Origin of the sequence: Pantoea latae, from assembly GCF_002077695.1 — a bacterium.
Taxonomy (GTDB): Bacteria; Pseudomonadota; Gammaproteobacteria; order Enterobacterales; family Enterobacteriaceae; genus Pantoea; species Pantoea latae.
Genome location: NZ_MWUE01000012.1, coordinates 16,738 through 36,123, shown reverse-complemented (window position 1 = coordinate 36,123; position 19,386 = coordinate 16,738). Strand labels below are relative to the sequence as shown.

The following is a 19,386-nucleotide window of genomic DNA, read 5'->3' as shown; positions in this document are numbered from 1 at the left end:
AGCCTTTTATACTGCCAGCGCACTGAAGCTGAAAAAGGAACCGACAATGGACGACCAACTTAAGCAGAGCGCGCTGGATTTTCATCAGTTTCCCACGCCGGGAAAAATCCAGGTTTCCCCGACTAAACCTCTCGCCACCCAGCGCGATCTGGCGCTGGCCTACTCCCCTGGCGTTGCCGCGCCCTGTCTGGAAATCGCGCAGGATCCGCTGGCGGCGCACAAATACACCGCGCGCGGCAATCTGGTGGCGGTGATCTCCAACGGCACCGCGGTGCTGGGACTCGGCAATATCGGCGCGCTGGCGGGCAAGCCGGTGATGGAGGGAAAAGGGGTATTGTTCAAAAAATTCGCCGGCATCGACGTCTTCGATATCGAGATCGACGAGCAGGATCCCGAGCGCCTGATCAACGTGATCGCCGCGCTGGAGCCGACCTTCGGCGGCATTAACCTTGAGGATATCAAGGCGCCGGAGTGCTTCTACATTGAGCAGCAGCTGCGCCAGCGCATGAAAATCCCGGTGTTTCACGACGATCAGCACGGCACCGCGATTATCTGCACGGCGGCGGTGCTCAACGGGCTGCGCATCGTCGATAAAGCGATCGACGCGGTGCGGCTGGTGGTCTCTGGCGCAGGCGCTTCGGCCATCGCCTGCCTCAACCTGCTGGTGGCGCTCGGGCTGCAAAAGCGCCATATCGTGGTGTGCGACTCGAAAGGAGTGATCTACCGCGATCGCGAAGCGGATATGGCGCCGACCAAGGCCGCCTACGCGATTGAGGATAACGGCGCGCGCAGGCTGGAAGAGGTGATCGCGCAGGCGGATATTTTCCTCGGCTGCTCCGGGCCGCGCGTGCTGACACCGGAGATGGTGCAGAAGATGGCGCGCGATCCGCTGATCCTCGCGCTGGCCAACCCCGAGCCGGAGATTATGCCGCCGCTGGCGAAAGCGGTGCGGCCAGACGCGATTATCTGCACCGGTCGCTCTGATTTTCCTAACCAGGTTAACAACGTGCTCTGCTTCCCGTTTATTTTTCGCGGCGCGCTCGACGTTGGCGCGACCACCATTAACGAGGAGATGAAGCTGGCGGCGGTGCACGCCATCGCCGCGCTGGCGCAGGCGGAGCAGAGCGACGTGGTTGCCTCCGCCTATGACGACCAGGATCTCAGCTTCGGGCCGGACTATCTGATCCCCAAACCTTTCGATCCGCGCCTGATCGTGCAGATCGCGCCAGCGGTAGCGCGCGCCGCGATGGAGTCGGGCGTGGCGACCCGGCCCATTGACGATTTCGACGCCTACCGCGAGAAGCTCACCGAGTTCGTCTATAAAACCAACCTGTTTATGAAGCCGATCTTCTCCCAGGCGCGCAAGGCGCCGAAGCGCGTGGTGCTGGCGGAAGGGGAAGAGGTGCGCGTGCTGCACGCCACCCAAGAGCTGGTGACGCTTGGCCTGGCGCGGCCGATCCTGATCGGTCGCCCCAACGTTATCGCCATGCGTTTGCAGAAGCAGGGGCTGAAGATCGAAGCCGGCAAGGATTTCGACGTGGTCAACAATGAGTCAGATCCGCGCTTCAAGGCGTACTGGAACGAGTATTACCAGATGATGAAGCGGCGCGGCGTGACGCCCGAGCAGGCGCAGCGCGCGGTGATCGGCAACCCGACGCTGATTGGCGCCATTATGGTGCATCGCGGCGAGGCGGACGCGCTGATCTGCGGCACCATCGGCGACTATCAGGAGCACTACGACGTGGTGGAGAAGGTGTTCGGCCTGCGCGACGACGTCAAGGTCGCCGGCGCGATGAACGCGCTGCTGCTGCCGAGCGGCAATACCTTTATCGCCGACACCTACGTCAATGAGGATCCCACGGCGGAACAGCTGGCCGACCTGACGCTGCTGGCGGCGGAAACGGTACGCCGCTTTGGCATTGAGCCGCGCGTCGCGCTGCTGTCGCACTCCAGCTTCGGCACCTCTGACGCGCCGGGGGCGCGCAAAATGCGCGAGGCGCTGGCGATGATCCAGCGCCGCGCGCCGGAGCTGGAGGTCGACGGCGAGATGCACGGCGACGCGGCGCTGATAGAGAGCATCCGCCGCGAGCAGATGCCGGACAGTCCGCTGAAAGGCGCGGCGAATCTGCTGATCATGCCCAACGTCGAGGCGGCGCGAATTAGTTACAACCTACTTCGCGTCTCCAGCTCAGAGGGCGTCACCGTCGGCCCGGTGCTGATGGGGATCAGCAAGCCGGTGCATGTGCTGACGCGCATCGCGTCGGTCAGGCGCATCGTCAATATGGTGGCGCTGGCGGTGGTCGAGGCGCAGACCGCGCCGCTATAGCCAGTCGCGCACCGGTAAAAAGTCGCGCGTCAGCGCGGCTTCCGGCGAATCAGGTTCCGGCTGATAGTCATACTCCCAGCGCACCAGCGGCGGCATCGACATCAAAATCGACTCGGTGCGGCCGCCGGTCTGCAGACCAAACAGCGTGCCGCGATCCCACACCAGGTTGAACTCGACGTAGCGTCCACGGCGGTAGAGCTGGAACTGACGTTCGCGCTCACCCCAGGGCAGCGCTTTGCGCCGCTCGACGATCGGCAGATAGCCGTCGAGGAAGCCGTTGCCCACCGCCTGCATAAAGGCGAAGCTGGTGTCGAAGTCCGGCGCGTTGAGATCGTCGAAAAAGAGCCCGCCGATGCCGCGCTGCTCGTCGCGGTGTTTCAGGTAAAAGTAGTCGTCGCACCATTTTTTGTAGCGCGGGTAGACCTCGCTGCCAAACGGCTGGCAGAGATCGAACGCGGTCTGATGCCAGTGCACCGCATCCTCCTCGAAGCCGTAGTAGGGCGTCAGATCGAAACCGCCGCCAAACCACCACACCGGATCGGCGCCCGGCTTTTCAGCAATAAAAAAGCGCACGTTGGCGTGGCTGGTCGGCACATAGGGGCTGTGCGGATGGATCACCAGCGACACGCCCATCGCTTCGAAGCTGCGGCCCGCCAGCTCCGGGCGGTGCGCCGTGGCCGACGCGGGCATTTGATCGCCATGCACGTGGGAGAAGTTGACGCCCGCCTGCTCAAACACCGCGCCGTCGCGCAGCACCCGGCTGCGCCCACCGCCGCCGCCCGGCCGCTGCCAGCTGTCTTCGATAAACTGCGCGCCGCCGTCGGCCGCCGCCAGTTGATTACAGATTGTCTCCTGCAGGTTCAGCAGAAAGGCTTTAACGCGGGAAATATCGGGCATGACATCAAACTCATTGCAAAAAAGTGGCGCGATTATACCTGACCATTGCGGCGATCGTACTCATCAAAGTAGCGGGTAATGCCGCTGGCGATCGCCGTGGCGATTTTATGGCGGAAGGCGTCGGTGCCGAGCAGCTGCTCTTCGCGCGGGTTGGTGATAAACGAGGTCTCCACCAGCACCGACGGAATCGACGGCGATTTCAGCACCGCGAAGGCCGCCTGTTCGGTGTGCTCGCTGTGCAGATGGTGCACCGGGCGGATCTGATCCAGCACATGCTTGCCCAGCGTCAGGCTATTGCGGATGGTGTCGGTTTGCACCAGATCGAACAGGATCTGATTGAGATAGTGATCCTGCTGTTCGACCTGCGCGCCGCCCACTTTATCCGCCGCGTTCTCTTTGTCCGACAGGTAGCGCGCCATGGCGCTGCTGGCGCCGCGGTTCGACAGGGCGAACACCGAGGCGCCGTTGGCGTCGGGGCTGGTAAAGCCGTCGGCGTGGATCGACATAAACAAGCTGGCGCCGTGCTGGTGTGCGATCTCGACGCGCTGGTAGAGCGGAATAAAGTGGTCGCTGTCGCGCGTCAGGCGCACCTCAATATGGGAATGGTCCTGCAGCAGCTGGCGCACGGTGTGGGCAATCTCCAGCACCACATGCTTCTCTTCCGAGCCTTCGCTGCCGACGGCGCCGGAGTCGATGCCACCGTGACCGGGATCGATCATCACGATGCGTTTGCCGTTTTTCTGCGGCGGGGCGGGCGGCGCATGGCGCGGGCTGGCGCGTAGCGGGGCATTTTCCTCTTTCGCCTGGATCGCGCGCGGGGAGAGCACGGCCAGCGCCAGGCCGGAGAGCAGCAGCTGACGACGATTGGTAAGGCGCTTGAGCAGAGAAAGTGTGGGCATAGGCTGGTCCATTAGCGGAAATTGTGCAGAGTGTTATATCGTAACATTTTGTTCACCGCGAGAGCGGAACCCTTTCAGGGCTTTACTTTGTATGTCAGGTTGCTAACAGGAAATTTGCCGCTTTTTGTTCCACGCTGCGCTAACCAGGGTTGCACGCGGCGGCGAATGCGTGATAATCAGCGAATTGTGCTTATTTGCAAGGTAAAGACGATGGAAATTCGCGCCTTCCGCCAGGAAGATTTTGAAGAGGTGATTACGCTCTGGGAGCGTTGCGATTTGTTACGTCCGTGGAACGACCCGGAACTGGATATCGAACGCAAAATGCACCACGACGCGGACCTTTTTCTGGTGGCTGAAGTCGGCGGCGAGGTGGTCGGCACGCTGATGGGCGGCTACGACGGGCATCGCGGCTCCGCCTACTATCTGGCGGTGCATCCCGACTATCAGGGCCGCGGCTTCGCTAACGCGCTGATGAACCGACTGGAGAAAAAGCTGATCGCGCGCGGCTGCCCCAAAATCAACCTGATGGTGCGTGAAGAGAACGATCAGGTGGTGGCGTTCTATGAGAAGCTCGATTACGAGCCGGTGGATTCGGTGCTGCTCGGCAAGCGGCTGATCGAAGACCGGGAGTATTAATGCGGTGAAATATCTGCCGGACGAATATGATGCGAAAGGGCAGCTGCGGCTGCCGTTTCTTTTTTGGCTGCTGCTCCTGCTGCTGGCGCGCACCTGGATCCTGCTGGTGATGGCGGGCGCGTCGCGCCAGCAGGGCAACGATCTGCTGGCGCTTTTCTATCCCGATCGCCAGGCGTTCTGGCTCGGGCTGGCGCTCGGCGCGCCGGCGCTGACTGGCCTGCTGCTGACCGGCTATCGCGCGCGCTGGCCGCGGCTGTGGCAGGCGTGGCGCTGGGTGCTGGCGCTGTCGCTGGCGGTGAACCTGGCGTGGCAGGGCGCGACCTTCGCCTCGGGCAATCTGCTCGCCTCGCCCTGGCCGCTGCTGCTGACGCTGTTCGACGGCCTGGCGCTGCTGTGGCTGCTGGCGAACGCCAGGCTGCGCGACTGCTTTCTGCCGGAACAGCAGCTGGCGGAATAAACTTTTTCGCCGTCGGCGACTCCAAGGAGTTCTGCCGATTGGCACAGTGTTAACAGGAGTTTTCATGAAAGCTTTACCCACTTCGCTGCTGGTGGCCGCCGCGCTGCTGAGCGGCTGCGCCAGCTCGGGGTCCGGTTCCTCGTCCGATTCTGACGTCAGCTGGTATAACCCGCTGAGCTATCACTGGTCCTCGGCGCTGCCGTGGAACTGGTTTGGATCGTCGCTGACCGCCACCGAGCAGGGCGTTGGCGGCGTCGGCGGCGCCACTGCGATGAGCGAAAGCGCCATCAGCGACGGCCTGAAAGGCAACTACAAGCTGCGTCAGGGCATGCGCAGCGAGAACGGCGACGTTATCGCCTTCTGGCAGGCGCTGGACGACGGCAAAGTGAAACTGCAGATCAGCGGGCGCAGCAGCGTAGAGCGTATTGAGGTAACAGACAGCGATATCGCCGCGCAGGACGGCAGCAAAATCGGCGACGCCTTCAGCGACACGTTCAGCAAGGCCTTTAATAACTGCAAGCTGGCGGGCGGTGTGAGCAATCACGACGTCCAGTGCCGCGCGCCCGGCAGCCAGCATCTCTCCTATGTCTACAGCGGCGACTGGCACGGCCCGGACGGGCTGATGCCGTCGGACGACGTGCTGAAAAGCTGGAAACTGAGCAAAATTATCTGGCAGCGTTAAGCGGTTTTGCGCCGGTCGCTTTCCCAACTGGCGCATAAACTCTTGCGCTGGCTTATGCCATTTTCGACTTTGAAATCATCAAACGATATATAAAACCGCTACTGCTTTTCATGGGGTTATAAATACACTGGGCGAACGGCTGGCGTAAGCCGGATCTCTTGTTTTCTCAGGGTGCCCAATGACCAAAAGAACGATGAAAAATATCGTTGGCGGTATCGCCTTGTCGCTCAGCCTTGCGGGCGCGGCCAATGCCACCGAACTGCTCAACAGCTCGTACGACGTCGCGCGCGAGCTGTTTGTCGCCCTGAATGCGCCGTTTGAACAGCAGTGGGATGCCAGCCATCCTGACGACAAGCTCACTATCAAGATGTCGCACGCCGGCTCTTCGAAGCAGGCGCTGGCGATCCTGCAGGGTCTGCGCGCCGACGTGGTGACCTACAACCAGGTTACCGATGTGCAGGTGCTGCACGATAAAGGCAACCTGGTGGCGGCCGACTGGCAGAGCCGTCTGCCCAACAACAGTTCGCCGTTTTACTCCACCATGGCGTTCCTGGTGCGCAAAGGTAATCCAAAGCAGATCCACGACTGGGCCGATCTCGGCCGCGACGGCGTGAAGCTGGTGTTCCCGAATCCGAAAACCTCTGGCAACGGCCGCTACACCTGGCTGGCGGCCTGGGGTGCGACCAGCAAAGCCAACGGCGGCGACGAGGCGAAAACCCGCGCCTTTATGGCGAAATTTATCAAGAACGTCGAGGTGTTCGATACCGGCGGACGCGGCGCGACCACCACCTTCGCCGAGCGCGGGCTGGGCGATGTGCTGATTAGCTTTGAATCTGAAGTGAACAATATCCGTAATCAGTACGGCAAAGATGAGTATGAAGTCGTGGTGCCAAAAACGGATATTCTCGCCGAATTCCCGGTGGCCTGGGTGGATAAAAACGTCGAGCACAATCACACCGAAGAGGCGGCGAAGGCCTATCTCACCTATCTCTACACGCCGCAGGCGCAGCAAATTGTCACCGACTTCTACTACCGCGTAAATAACCCGCAGCTGATGGGCGAGCATAAAGATCGCTTCCCGCAGACGCAGCTGTTCCGCGTGGAAGATCAGTTCGGCGGCTGGGATAAGGCGATGAAAGCGCACTTCGCCAGCGGCGGCGAGCTGGATAAACTGTTATCAGCGGGGCGTGGATAATGTTTGCGTTAGGTCAGAAACGCGTATTGCCAGGGTTTGGTCTAAGCCTCGGCACCAGCCTGCTGTTTACCTGTTTGATTCTGCTGTTGCCAATCAGCGCGCTGCTGATGCAGCTGTCGAAGATGACGCTGGCGCAGTACTGGGAGGTGATCAGTAACCCGCAGCTGGTGGCGGCCTATAAGGTCACGCTGCTGTCGGCGGCCGTGGCGTCGCTGTTCAACGCGGTGTTCGGCATGATTATGGCGTGGATCCTGACGCGCTATCGGTTTCCTGGCCGCACGCTGCTGGATGGCCTGGTGGATCTGCCGTTCGCCCTGCCAACGGCGGTGGCGGGCCTGACGCTGGCCGGTCTCTTCTCGGTAAACGGCTGGTACGGCGAGTGGATCTACAACGCCTTCGGCATCAAAGTTTCCTATACCTGGCTCGGTATCGCCGTCGCCATGGCTTTCACCAGCATTCCCTTCGTGGTGCGCACCGTTCAGCCGGTGCTGGAAGAGCTGGGGCCGGAATATGAAGAGGCGGCGCAGACGCTGGGCGCCACGCCCTGGCAGAGCTTTCGCCGCGTGGTGCTGCCGGAGGTGGCGCCTGCGCTGCTGGCGGGCACCGCGCTCTCCTTTACCCGCAGCATCGGCGAGTTCGGCGCGGTAATTTTCATCGCCGGCAATATCGCCTGGAAAACCGAGGTCACCTCGCTGATGATTTTTGTGCGTCTGCAGGAGTTCGACTACCCGGCCGCCAGCGCCATCGCCTCGGTGATCCTCGCCGCGTCGCTGGTGCTGCTGTTTGCCATCAACACCCTGCAGAGCCGCTTCGGCCGTCGCCTGGGAGGTCACTAATGGCGGATATTTCGCATCTCAACGCCGCCGACCGCCAGCCGGTCAACTGGGGCAAGTGGCTGCTAATCGGCATCGGCGTGCTGGTGTCGCTGCTGCTGCTGGTGGTGCCGATGATCTCTATCTTCTACGAAGCGCTAAAGATGGGGCTGGGCGTCGCCTTTCAGAACCTGGGCGACAGCGACATGCTGCACGCCATCTGGCTGACGGTGCTGGTGGCGCTGATCACCGTGCCCGTCAATCTGGTGTTCGGCACGCTGCTCGCCTGGCTGGTGACGCGCTTTAACTTTCCTGGCCGCCAGCTGCTGCTGACGCTGTTCGACATTCCGTTTGCCGTGTCGCCGGTGGTGGCTGGCCTGATGTATCTGCTGTTCTGGGGCGTTAACGGCCCGGCAGGCAGCTGGCTGGACGCGCACAACATTCAGGTGATGTTCGCCTGGCCCGGCATGGTGCTGGCGACCGTGTTCGTCACCTGTCCCTTTGTGGTGCGCGAGCTGGTGCCGGTAATGCTGAGCCAGGGCAGCCACGAAGATGAGGCGGCGGTGCTGCTGGGCGCCTCCGGCTGGCAGATGTTCCGCCGCGTCACGCTGCCCAATATTCGCTGGGCGATGCTCTACGGCGTGGTGCTGACCAATGCGCGCACCCTTGGCGAGTTCGGCGCGGTCTCGGTGGTTTCGGGATCGATTCGCGGCGAAACCTATACGCTGCCGCTGCAAATTGAATTACTGCATCAGGATTACAACGTGGTCGGCGCCTTTACCGCCGCCGCGCTGCTGACGCTGATGGCTATTGTCACGCTGTTTCTGAAAAGCATGCTGCAGTGGCGTTTAGAGCAACAGCAGCATCGCCTGCAACAGGAGGAAAATCATGAGCATTGAGATTAACCAGATCAACAAATCTTTCGGCCGCACCCCGGTGTTGAACGATATCTCTCTGGATATTCCTTCTGGCCAGATGGTGGCGCTGCTGGGCCCGTCCGGCTCCGGGAAAACCACGCTGCTGCGTATTATCGCCGGGCTGGAGCATCAGAACAGCGGGCAGATCCGCTTTCATAATAAAGACGTCAGCGCGCTGCACGCCCGCGACCGCCAGGTCGGCTTCGTGTTTCAGCACTACGCGCTGTTCCGCCATATGACGGTGTTCGACAATATCGCCTTCGGCCTGACGGTGCTGCCGCGCCGCGAGCGTCCTTCTTCCGCGGAAATCAAACAGCGCGTGACGCGTCTGCTGGAGATGGTGCAGCTGGCGCATCTGGCGAACCGCTTCCCGGCGCAGCTGTCGGGCGGCCAGAAGCAGCGCGTGGCGCTGGCGCGCGCGCTGGCGGTCGAACCGCAGATCCTGCTGCTCGACGAACCTTTCGGCGCGCTGGACGCGCAGGTGCGCAAAGAGCTGCGCCGCTGGCTGCGTCAGCTGCATGAAGAGCTGAAGTTCACCAGCGTCTTCGTGACCCATGACCAGGAAGAGGCGATGGAAGTGGCCGATCGCGTGGTGGTGATGAGCCAGGGTAATATCGAGCAGGTCGGCACGCCGGACGAGGTGTGGCGCGATCCCGCCACGCGCTTCGTGCTGGAGTTCCTCGGCGAGGTCAACCGCTTCGACGGCGCGATCCACGGCTCGCAGTTCCACGTCGGCGCGCATCACTGGCCGCTGGGCTATACGCCAGCGCATCAGGGCGCGGTCGAACTCTTCCTGCGTCCGTGGGAAATTGACGTTTCCCGTCAGAGCAGCCTGGAAACCCCGCTGCCGGTGCAGATCCTTGAGGTGAGCCCGCGCGGCCACTTCTGGCAGCTGGTGGTTCAGCCGAGCGGCTGGCAGAGCGAGCCTTTCTCGCTGGTGTTCGACGGCGGCAGAAGCGCGCCGGTGCGCGGCGAACGTCTGTTCGTCGGCCTGCAGCAGGCGCGGCTCTATCAGGGTGCGACGCCGCTGCGCCCGGTTGCCTTTGCCGAAAGCGCCTGATATTTTCTCATGCGACAGCGGGCGGGAGTTTTCCCGCCCTTTTTTTGTTCGCTTTGCTTCGCCGGGAAACGCACCTTGACCACACTGCACAACACCATCGGCAATACGCCGCTGATCCGACTTCAGCGCCTGACGCCTGCCAACGGCAGCGAAATCTGGCTCAAGCTGGAAGGCAACAATCCCGCCGGCTCCGTCAAGGATCGCGCCGCTTGGTCGATGATCCATCAGGCCGAGCTGCGCGGCGACATCGCCCCAGGCGATCGCCTGATTGAGGCCACCAGCGGCAATACCGGCATCGCGCTGGCGATGATCGCCGCGATGAAAGGCTATGCGCTGCGCTTGCTGATGCCGGAAAATATGAGCCAGGAGCGACAGGACGCGATGCGCGCCTACGGCGCCGAGCTGGTGCTGGTGAGCCGCGAGCAGGGCATGGAGGGCGCGCGCGACAGGGCGCTGGCGATGATGGCGCGCGGCGAAGGCCATGTGCTCGACCAGTTCAACAATCCAGACAATCCGCTCGGCCACTACCAGACCACCGGCCCGGAGATCTGGCAGCAGAGCGCCGGCCGCCTGACCCATTTCGTCTCCAGCATGGGCACCACCGGCACCATTACCGGCGTCGGCCGCTATCTGAAAGAGCAGAGCGATCGCGTCAATATCATCGGCCTGCAGCCGGAAGAGGGCAGCGCCATTCCCGGCATCCGCCGCTGGCCGCAGGCCTATCTGCCGGGCATCTATCGGCCCGAACTGGTGGACGAGGTGATGGATATGGGCCAGGCGGAGGCGGAGGAGACGATGCGCGCGCTGGCGCGGCGCGAAGGGATCTTCTGCGGCGTCAGCTCCGGCGGCGCGGTGGCGGGCGCCTTGCGCATCGCACAGGCGCAGCCCGGCAGCGTGATCGTGGCGATCGTCTGCGATCGCGGCGATCGCTATCTCTCCACCGGCGTCTACCGTTAATTCCTCTCGCAAACGGCCCGCTGGTGCCTGCGGGCCATTTTTGTCTATAGTCTCCCTGAGCATCGTCTGACGTCGAATCTGTAAGGAACGCGTAAAATCGGCTGCGTCCGGCGCCCGCTCAGGACAAAATAGCGGCAATTCAGGCGAGAGAACACCATGAAAATTTTGTTAGTTGACGACGACCTTGAGCTGGGCACCATGCTCAGCCAGTACCTTATTGCGGAAGGCTTTGAAACCCAACTGGTATTAACCGGCAGCGCAGGCATCGAAGGGGCGCTTTCCGGGCAGTACACCGCCATGATCCTCGATATTATGCTGCCCGATATGAGCGGCATCGACGTGCTGCGCCAGGTGCGGCAGAACAGCCGCCTGCCGGTGATTATGCTGACCGCCAAAGGCGACAACATCGATCGCGTTATCGGCCTGGAGATGGGCGCCGACGACTACGTGCCGAAGCCCTGCTATCCGCGCGAGCTGGTGGCGCGTCTGCGCGCTGTGCTGCGCCGCTTCGAAGAGCAGGTGCCGCTGCCGGATAAAAAAGAGCTGCTGCGCTGGGGCGAGCTGACGCTTAATCCCGCTACCCGCATCACCGAGTGGCAGGGCAAAGCCTTCGACCTCACCGCGTCAGAGTTCAATTTGCTGGATCTGCTGATGCGCGCGCCGGATCGCGTGGTGTCAAAAGATGAGCTGTCGGAAAAAGGGCTGGGCCGCCCGCGCGAGGCGTACGATCGCAGCGTGGATGTGCATATCAGCAATATCCGTCAGAAGCTGGCGGCGCTCACCGCCGACAGCGTCAATATTGAAACGGTTCGCAGCATCGGCTATCGCATTCGATGAGACAGACCTATCGCGGCCGCATGTTCTGGAAGATCCTGATCGGCTTCTGGATCGTGTTCGTCATTATCAGCCAGCTGCTCTGGCTCGGCTTTAGCATCGCCGGTAATCGCCACGAGCCGCCGGAGATCATCGCCACGCGCCGCATCGTTAACCTGCAGATGGCGTCGGCGGTGTCGGTGCTGGAGCGCGGCGGGCCCAGCTCGCTCGACGATATGATGGCGGACTGGGAGCCTAACGACCGTCAGTTCTTTTCTGTCATCCAGCATACGCGGCCGGCGAACTCCGAGCCGCTGCCGGAAACCTTCAATCCGCCGTTTCAGGGCAAATTTCCGGATGTGATCGTGCGCTGGGTGAAAGGCGCGGACGGCAAAGAGTATGAGCTGCGCTACAACGTGAAAGGGCTGCGCGAAGACAGTTCGATGGGCATGGACGGACCGCGGCGCATTCTGAATATCCCCGAGCCGATGTTTGTTTTCGCTGGCTCGGTGGGGCTGCTGTTCAGCCTGCTGCTGGCGTGGAACCTGACGCGGCCGATGCGTCAGCTGCGCGAGGGCTTTTCGCGCGTGTCGAACGGCGACCTCAGCGTGCGGCTCTATCCGATGATGCGCAAGCGCCATGACGAACTCTCTACCGTCGCTGAGGCGTTCGACGCCATGGTGGAGCGGCTCGACACCCTGGTGCGCGCGCGCGAAGAGCTGCTGCACGATATTTCCCACGAGCTGCGTTCGCCGCTGGCGCGCCTGCAGCTGGCGACCGGCCTGGCGCGCCAGACGCCGGAAAGCGTTAACGCGTCGCTGGATCGCATCGACGAAGAGGCGCGGCGGCTGGATAAGATGATCGGCGAGCTGCTGACGCTGTCGCGCGCCGAGCATGAGAGCATCCCGGACGAACAATATTTCGACCTCACCGGTCTGGTGCACGCGGTGGTTACCGACGTGCGCTACGAGGCGCAGATCCCTGGCGTGAAGGTCGATTTTCACGTGGATGAAAATGCCGATTACACGGTGCGCGGCAACGCCGAGCTGATTCGGCGCGGCATTGAGAACGTGCTGCGCAACGCGCTGCGCTTCTCGCTGCCCGGTCAGCATATTCAGGTGCGGCTCAAGGCCGAGCAGCAGTGGCTGGCGATCCGCGTGCGCGATCAGGGGCCGGGAGTCGACGAAGAGAAGCTTTCCAGCATCTTCGATCCCTTTGTGCGGGTTAACTCGCCGCTGCTGGGCAAAGGCTATGGTCTGGGGCTGGCGATCGTGCGTAAGGTGGTGCTGGCGCACCACGGCGAGGTGCAGGCGATTAACCGGCCCGAAGGCGGGCTGGAGCTGACAATTCGTCTGCCGCGCTGGCAGGCGCAGGATAGGGGTGTCTGAGTAATATTTTTCACCCGCGTCGTCACCGCACAGAACAGAAACAAAAACGGCACCCAGTGGGTGCCGTTTTTCTTCGCTAAATCCGTTACTTCTTGATGCGGATCACCGGCGTCTCGCCCACGGTAACCTGACCAGAGAGCTTCACCAGCTCTTTAATCTCGTCCATGTTAGAGATCACCACCGGCGTCAGCGTGGATTTGGCTTTCTCTTCCAGCAGCGGCAGATCGAACTCGATAACCACATCGCCTTTCTTAACCTTCTGGCCTTCTTCCGCGATGCGCTTAAAGCCTTCACCTTTCAGCTCAACCGTGTCGATGCCGAAGTGCACAAACAACTCGATGCCGTTGTCAGACTCGATTGAAAACGCGTGGTTGGTCTCGAAAATCTTACCGATGGTGCCATCAACCGGCGCAACCATTTTGTTGCCGGTTGGCTTGATAGCGATACCGTCGCCAACGATCTTCTCGGCAAACACCACATCCGGTACGTCTTCAATGTTTACGATCTCGCCTGACAGAGGCGCAACAATATCAATCGTCCCAGATGTGCTTTCTGATTTATTGCCAAAAAGCTTGTCAAGAAAACCCATATTCTTCTCCTAAACAGTATTGTTGGGCCAGCGTCTCGTGGATCAGCAGAGTGTTTTCTCTTTGATGAACTTGTTGACCAGATTCATCAGTTCTTCCGCTGTAGGTTGAGCCAGAGCCTGCTCCGCCAGAGCCTTCGCATCTTCGAAATTAGTATTGCGAATGATTTTCTTAATGCCTGGGATTGAAATGGCACTCATGCTGAATTCGTCCAGCCCCATACCCAGTAACAGTAGTGTAGCACGTTCATCACCCGCCAGCTCACCGCACATGCCGGTCCACTTACCTTCGGCGTGAGAGGCGTCGATAACCTGCTTGATTAAGCCCAGAACGGAAGGCGTCATCGGGTTGTAGAGGTGAGAAATCAAATCATTACCACGATCCACCGCCAGAGTATACTGCGTCAGGTCGTTTGTCCCAATGCTGAAGAAGTCGACTTCTTTCGCCAGGTGACGAGCGATCACGGCAGAAGCTGGGGTTTCCACCATAATGCCCACTTCAATCGTCTCGTCGAACGCTTTGCCCTCTTCGCGCAGCTGCGCTTTCAGCAGCTCCAGCTCAGCTTTCAGGCTACGCACCTCTTCAACAGAGATAATCATCGGGAACATAATGCGCAGCTTGCCGAAGGCGGAGGCGCGTAAAATCGCGCGCAGCTGGGCATGCAGGATCTCTTTACGGTCCATGGCGATACGGATCGCGCGCCAGCCGAGGAACGGGTTCTCTTCTTTCGGCAGGTTCATGTAGGGGAGATCTTTGTCGCCGCCGATATCCATAGTGCGCACAATTACTGCCTGCGAGCCGACGGCTTCAGCCACAGCTTTGTACGCCTGGAACTGCTCATCTTCGGTCGGCAGCGAGTCGCGGTCCATAAACAGGAACTCGGTGCGGTAGAGGCCAACGCCTTCCGCGCCGTTGCGCTCGGCGCCCGCGACGTCGCGCACGGTGCCGATGTTGGCGCACACTTCAACCTGATGGCCGTCGAGCGTAATCGCCGGCAGATCTTTCAGCTTGGCCAGCTCATGTTTTTCGCTCAGATACTGGCTCTGTACCGCTTTCAGCTCTTCCAGCTCGCTCTCTGACGGGTTGACGTACACTTTGTTGTTCACGCCGTCGAGGATCAGGAAATCGCCGTTTTTCACCGTCGCGGTAACGCTGCCGGTGCCGACAATCGCCGGCAGCTCCAGCGAGCGCGCCATAATCGAGGTGTGCGAGGTACGGCCGCCGAGATCGGTGATAAAACCCAGCACCTTTTTCAGGTTCAGCTGTGCGGTTTCCGACGGGGTTAAATCTTTCGCTACCAGAATCGACTCGTCCTGGATGGCGCTCAGGTCGACAATATGCAGACCGAGAATGTTTTGCAGCAGACGTTTGCCGATGTCGCGTACGTCAGCCGCGCGTTCTTTAAGGTATTCGTCGTCCAGCTCTTCCAGCGCTTTCGCCTGACCGTCGATAACGGAGTAGGCGGCGGCGTCGGCCGATGCGTGATCTTTCTTGATCAGGTCGATGATTTCCTGCTCCAGCTCTTCGTCTTCCAGCAACATGATGTGGCCTTCGAAGATGGCTGCTTTCTCTTCACCAAGCGTTTCACCCGCTTTCACTTTGATGGCTTCCAGCTGCTGCGCAGCCTGGGCGCGGCCATCAAGGAAGCGTTTTACTTCCTGATCAACCTGGTCATCAGAAATCTTCTTGCGGTTGATGACGATCTCATCCTCAATCAACAGCAGAGCTTTGCCGAAAGCGATACCTGGTGATGCTAAAATGCCTGAAATCATAACCCTACCTTTTAATCACGATGGCTCTTTGACCCAATGCGTTGCCATTGTCGCGGGAGCTGTACTCTACGGATGTGATAACGCGGACGAGTTGTCCGCGATCAAGATGTTTGCACTCAATGGGGCAAAGGAGTCGGTATAACGCTAAAGCTGAGCGGATTACTCCAGTTCAGCCATCAGTTTAACCAGATGCTCAACGGCCTGCTGCTCATCTTCGCCTTCTGCGGAGAGCGTCACAACCGTGCCCTGAGTCAGGCCCAGCGTCTGCAGTTTAAACAGGCTCTTGGCGCTGGCGGATTTACCGTTAGAGGTGACGGTGATTTCTGACTGGAACGCTTTCGCTTCCTTAACAAACTGCGCGGCAGGGCGAGTGTGAAGACCATTAGGCGCGGTGATAGTAACTTCTTGCTGGAACATTCTGTTTCCCCAACGTTATCAGGTTTGGTGTTATGGACTTAAAGTCTAGCCTGGAGCCGTAACTTTAGCCTGTGTAGGTGCGCGGGTATAGCGTTACGCTGACCATTAAATGCGCTTGAATGAGTGTGTCATTCCAGTTGAAGGGTCAAAATCCCTGTCGAGCGCTTCAGCTGCTAATTATGCCGTGATTCGCCGTTTCGCCAAATGCGTAAATCGATTCAGCTTGATCCACTTCAAGGGCGGATTAATTTCAGGCACCGAAATAATTGGCAGCTTAAATACCAGAGCTGAGTCACTGAAATCAATCTGGGCGGTGGTGAAAGTGCGATCTACGCCACAAAAAAGCACCCATTTGGGTGCTTTTTTCAACGTTTTCGGAATCTGGCGTTACTGCTGCAGCTCTTTCTCGGTGAAAAGATCGGCAAACAGCGCGGTGCTGAGATAGCGCTCGCCAGAGGAGGGCAGGATGACCACAATGTTCTTGTTAGCGAAGGCTTCATCTTCCTGCAGCTTGAGCGCTGCGGCGACGGCTGCGCCGGAAGAGATGCCCGCCAGAATGCCTTCTTCTTCCATCAGCTGACGCGCCGTGCTGATCGCCTCTTCGTTGGTGATCGCCACTACGCGGTCAACCAGGTCGAGATCGAGGTTGCCGGGAATAAAGCCGGCGCCGATACCCTGAATCTTGTGGGGACCCGGTTTAATCTCTTCACCGGCGATCGCCTGAGCAATCACCGGTGAATCGGTCGGTTCCACCGCCACGGTAATCAGCTCTTTCTTGCCTTTGGTATTTTTGATGTAGCGCGAGACGCCGGTCAGCGTGCCGCCGGTGCCGACGCCGGCGATAAACACGTCTACCGCGCCGTCGGTATCTTCCCAGATTTCAGGACCGGTGGTTTTCTCGTGAATTTCCGGGTTGGCCGGATTGCTGAACTGCTGCAGCAGCACATATTTGTCGGGATCGCTGGCGACAATCTCTTCCGCCTTAGCGATAGCGCCTTTCATGCCTTTCGGCCCTTCGGTCAGCACCAGGTTAGCACCCAGCGCCTTCAGCAGCTTGCGACGCTCGACGGACATGGTTTCCGGCATGGTCAGGGTCAGCTTGTAGCCGCGCGCGGCGGCGACATAGGCCAGCGCGATGCCGGTATTGCCGCTGGTCGGCTCGACCAGCTCAACGCCAGGTTTCAGAATACCGCGTTTTTCTGCGTCCCAAATCATATTGGCACCGATACGGCATTTTACGCTGAAGCTCGGGTTACGGGATTCTACCTTCGCCAGAATGCGGCCGTTACCGATGCGGTTCAGTCGAACCAGTGGCGTATGACCAATTGTCAACGAGTTATCTTCATAGATCTTACTCATGGCCTGTCCTTAACTGTATGAATTATTGGGAACCCACTGAGCATACCCTTTCTGTCTTCGCGCGGAAGGAAAGAAAACGCATATCTATATGTCCCCGCGCAATAAGCCCTGCTAAAAATTGCATAAGGCGCTCTGAAGAGTACTAGCGTAGCTCAGTGCGCCCCAGTTGCCCGCGATAGCGATCGACCCACATCGCCGTCGCGCCGCACACCGCCACCGGCATAATCGCCAGGTTAAGGATGGGGATCATAGTGAACAGGCTCACCAGCGCGCCGAACTGCATATTGGCCGTTTTATGGCGACGCAGCGCGCCGCGCATCTGCTGAAAACTGACCTTATGGTTATCGAACGGATAGTCGCAGTACTGCACGGAGAGCATCCAGGCGCTAAACAGAAACCACAGCACCGGCGCCACCGTCTGGCCGAAGCCAGGAATAAAATAGAGCAGCAGCAGGCCGAGCGCGCGCGGCAGATAGTAGCCGAGCTTTTGCAGTTCGCGCTTCATGATGCGCGGCAAATCTTTCATCATCGCCAGCCAGCCGCTGTCCGGCAGCGGTTTGCCCGTCAGACGGCCCTCCAGCTGCTCTGCCAGCAGGCCGCAAAAAGGCGCGGCGATCCAGTTGGCAATAGTAGAAAAGAAGTAGCTGAACACCAGCACGATAGAGATCACCGACAGCGGCCAGAGCAGATAGCTCAACCACTGCAGCCAGTCGGGGATCTGCGCCATCAGCCGCGGGATCCAGCTGCCCAGCTGGTAAAACAGCCAGACGAAAGCGCCGCCCAGCAGCAGGATATTGACCAGCAGCGGAATAATCACGAAACGCCGGATACCTGGCAGACGAACCAGTCTCCAGCCCTCGCTAAAATAGTGCACGCCGTTGTAACGTGAGACAGTGTTCTCTCGGGCCATACAGGCAACTCTCCAGGAAATAATCAGGCGAGACCATGATAACCTGGCTTTTTCTCCTGACCATGAGGCGATTGTGTGAAAAAACAGCAAAAAAACGTGGGGTGACTATCTTATTTGTCAGAAAATACTGCACGAGCTTGCACTTGTTTAGCTGGGCAAATACAGTTAGAGGATAAAGTTTGCCGCGGTGGCAAGGTATTGGAACAACAGAGAATACAATGATGCAGGATTTGCGTCTGATATTAATCGTTGTTGGCGCGATCGCCATTATAGCGCTCCTTCTTCACGGGCTGTGGACCAGCCGTAAAGAGCGTTCGTCAGTGTTCCGCGATCGCCCGCACAAAAGGCTCAAACAGCGCGACCAGCGCGACGATGAAGAGGGTCTGACCGACGACGAAGAGAGCGTCGGCGACGTTCGCGTGCGTCATGAGCGACCGCATCAGGAGCCGCGCATCGACACTTTCCAGGACGAGCAGCAGGACGATGCGCCGGTGTTTAGCGCCACGGCGGAGACGCCGCGTCAGCCCGCCGCGCGTCCGCAGTCTCAGCCGCAGCCGGAAAACGATCCGCTGCTGGCGCCGCAACCGCCGCGCCAGCCGTCTCAGCCGCCGCGTGCGCAACCTCAGCCGGTTCGCCCCCCAGCGCCGCAGGAGCCCGCGCCGCGCTTTGCGCCCGCTCAGCCGATTCAGGCCGATCCGCTGCTCGATTTAGATCCGCTGGAAGCGGCCCAGCCAGAGCCAGAGTACCAGGCAGAGCCGCAGCAGCCCGTTTCTCACCCGCATGAGCATGCTGCGCCGCAGCCTGCTGAGCCGGTGCATCAGGACGCGCCGAAAGCGCCAGGCAAGCCGAAAGAGACGGTGCTGGTGCTGCACGTTGCGGCTCACGCGGGCGGCACGCTGAACGGTGAAGCGCTGCTGCAGGGCATTCTGCAGGCGGGCTTCCAGTTCGGCGAAATGAATATTTTCCATCGTCATCTCAGCCCGGCGGGCAGCGGCCCGGTGCTGTTCAGCCTCGCCAATATGGTGAAGCCAGGCTCGTTTAACCCGGATGAAATGTCCGATTTCGCCACGCCAGGCATCTCCATCTTTATGATGGTGCCTTCCTACGGTGATGCGAACCAAAACTTTAAGCTGATGCTGCAGTCCGCACAGCGTATCGCCGATGATGTTGGCGGCGTGGTGCTGGATGATGAGCGCCGCATGATGACGCCGCAGAAGCTGGAAACCTATAAAAACCGCATTCGCGACGTGATCGAATCCCGAGAATAAGCCAGACCGTTAATCCTGATTCACCAAACCCCCG

The 19,386-nt window shown here is 60.1% G+C and carries 19 protein-coding genes; 12 read left to right on the top strand and 7 right to left on the bottom strand.

All coding sequences use genetic code 11. From position 1 onward, the window contains the following. Positions 1–46 precede the first annotated feature (46 nt). Positions 47–2,326 carry an NADP-dependent oxaloacetate-decarboxylating malate dehydrogenase gene (gene maeB, locus B2J69_RS08565; RefSeq protein WP_081138285.1) on the top strand — a complete coding sequence of 760 codons (2,280 nt, stop codon included), beginning with the start codon at positions 47–49 and terminating at the stop codon, positions 2,324–2,326. Here maeB and hemF read toward each other — a convergent pair. Then, positions 2,321–3,223 carry an oxygen-dependent coproporphyrinogen oxidase gene (hemF, locus tag B2J69_RS08560; protein WP_081138284.1) on the bottom strand — a complete coding sequence of 301 codons (903 nt, stop codon included), beginning with the start codon at positions 3,221–3,223 and terminating at the stop codon, positions 2,321–2,323. The genes maeB and hemF overlap by 6 nt on opposite strands. A 32-nt stretch (positions 3,224–3,255) precedes the next feature. Then, positions 3,256–4,122, bottom strand: coding sequence for an N-acetylmuramoyl-L-alanine amidase AmiA (gene amiA, locus B2J69_RS08555; RefSeq protein WP_081138283.1), 867 nt, complete (start codon positions 4,120–4,122; stop codon positions 3,256–3,258). A 210-nt stretch (positions 4,123–4,332) separates the two neighbouring features. On the opposite strand from amiA, the gene B2J69_RS08550 reads away from it, so the two are divergent. From B2J69_RS08550 to B2J69_RS08505, 10 genes are all read left to right on the top strand, one after another. After that, a complete protein-coding gene (locus tag B2J69_RS08550; protein WP_081138282.1) occupies positions 4,333–4,758 on the top strand; it encodes a GNAT family acetyltransferase in 426 nt (141 codons plus the stop codon). Next, positions 4,754–5,215, top strand: a complete 462-nt coding sequence (locus B2J69_RS08545) for a DUF2919 family protein (RefSeq protein ID WP_081138281.1) — start codon at positions 4,754–4,756, stop codon at positions 5,213–5,215. Before B2J69_RS08550 ends, B2J69_RS08545 begins: the two co-directional genes overlap by 5 nt. Before the next feature lie 64 nt (positions 5,216–5,279). Then, positions 5,280–5,897, top strand: coding sequence for an RpoE-regulated lipoprotein (locus B2J69_RS08540; protein ID WP_081138280.1), 618 nt, complete (start codon positions 5,280–5,282; stop codon positions 5,895–5,897). Positions 5,898–6,075: 178 nt separating this feature from the next. Beyond that, on the top strand, positions 6,076–7,092 hold the full coding sequence (locus B2J69_RS08535) for a sulfate ABC transporter substrate-binding protein (protein ID WP_081138278.1): 1,017 nt from the start codon (positions 6,076–6,078) through the stop codon (positions 7,090–7,092). Then, on the top strand, positions 7,092–7,928 hold the full coding sequence (gene cysT / locus B2J69_RS08530; protein ID WP_081138276.1) for a sulfate/thiosulfate ABC transporter permease CysT: 837 nt from the start codon (positions 7,092–7,094) through the stop codon (positions 7,926–7,928). Before B2J69_RS08535 ends, cysT begins: the two co-directional genes overlap by 1 nt. Further along, on the top strand, positions 7,928–8,803 hold the full coding sequence (gene cysW / locus B2J69_RS08525; protein ID WP_081138274.1) for a sulfate/thiosulfate ABC transporter permease CysW: 876 nt from the start codon (positions 7,928–7,930) through the stop codon (positions 8,801–8,803). The genes cysT and cysW overlap by 1 nt, the downstream gene beginning before the upstream one ends. Continuing rightward, entirely contained in the window at positions 8,793–9,881 is a 1,089-nt protein-coding gene (gene cysA / locus B2J69_RS08520) for a sulfate/thiosulfate ABC transporter ATP-binding protein CysA (protein ID WP_081138272.1), read from the top strand. The genes cysW and cysA overlap by 11 nt, the downstream gene beginning before the upstream one ends. A gap of 75 nt (positions 9,882–9,956) precedes the next feature. Continuing rightward, positions 9,957–10,838 carry a cysteine synthase CysM gene (cysM, locus tag B2J69_RS08515; RefSeq protein ID WP_081138270.1) on the top strand — a complete coding sequence of 294 codons (882 nt, stop codon included), beginning with the start codon at positions 9,957–9,959 and terminating at the stop codon, positions 10,836–10,838. A gap of 156 nt (positions 10,839–10,994) precedes the next feature. Continuing rightward, positions 10,995–11,675: a response regulator transcription factor gene (locus tag B2J69_RS08510; protein WP_081138268.1), complete on the top strand. Its 681-nt coding sequence runs from the start codon at positions 10,995–10,997 to the stop codon at positions 11,673–11,675. Further along, positions 11,672–13,039 (top strand): ATP-binding protein, encoded by a 1,368-nt coding sequence (locus B2J69_RS08505; protein ID WP_081138266.1) that lies wholly within the window; start codon positions 11,672–11,674, stop codon positions 13,037–13,039. The genes B2J69_RS08510 and B2J69_RS08505 overlap by 4 nt, the downstream gene beginning before the upstream one ends. An 85-nt stretch (positions 13,040–13,124) precedes the next feature. Here B2J69_RS08505 and crr read toward each other — a convergent pair whose 3' ends face one another. From crr to cysZ, 5 genes are all read right to left on the bottom strand, one after another. Further along, entirely contained in the window at positions 13,125–13,628 is a 504-nt protein-coding gene (gene crr, locus B2J69_RS08500; RefSeq protein WP_033753703.1) for a PTS glucose transporter subunit IIA, read from the bottom strand. A gap of 42 nt (positions 13,629–13,670) precedes the next feature. Further along, positions 13,671–15,398: a phosphoenolpyruvate-protein phosphotransferase PtsI gene (gene ptsI, locus B2J69_RS08495; protein WP_081138264.1), complete on the bottom strand. Its 1,728-nt coding sequence runs from the start codon at positions 15,396–15,398 to the stop codon at positions 13,671–13,673. 159 nt (positions 15,399–15,557) lie between these two features. Next, positions 15,558–15,815 (bottom strand): phosphocarrier protein Hpr, encoded by a 258-nt coding sequence (ptsH, locus tag B2J69_RS08490; RefSeq protein WP_007889063.1) that lies wholly within the window; start codon positions 15,813–15,815, stop codon positions 15,558–15,560. Between the two features lie 387 nt (positions 15,816–16,202). Continuing rightward, positions 16,203–17,174 carry a cysteine synthase A gene (cysK, locus tag B2J69_RS08480; protein ID WP_033791739.1) on the bottom strand — a complete coding sequence of 324 codons (972 nt, stop codon included), beginning with the start codon at positions 17,172–17,174 and terminating at the stop codon, positions 16,203–16,205. Between the two features lie 142 nt (positions 17,175–17,316). Beyond that, positions 17,317–18,084, bottom strand: coding sequence for a sulfate transporter CysZ (gene cysZ / locus B2J69_RS08475; protein WP_081138260.1), 768 nt, complete (start codon positions 18,082–18,084; stop codon positions 17,317–17,319). Between the two features lie 218 nt (positions 18,085–18,302). Here cysZ and zipA point away from each other — a divergent pair, with 218 nt between their 5' ends. Next, positions 18,303–19,352, top strand: coding sequence for a cell division protein ZipA (gene zipA / locus B2J69_RS08470; protein WP_081138258.1), 1,050 nt, complete (start codon positions 18,303–18,305; stop codon positions 19,350–19,352). The last annotated feature ends 34 nt before the right edge of the window (positions 19,353–19,386 follow it).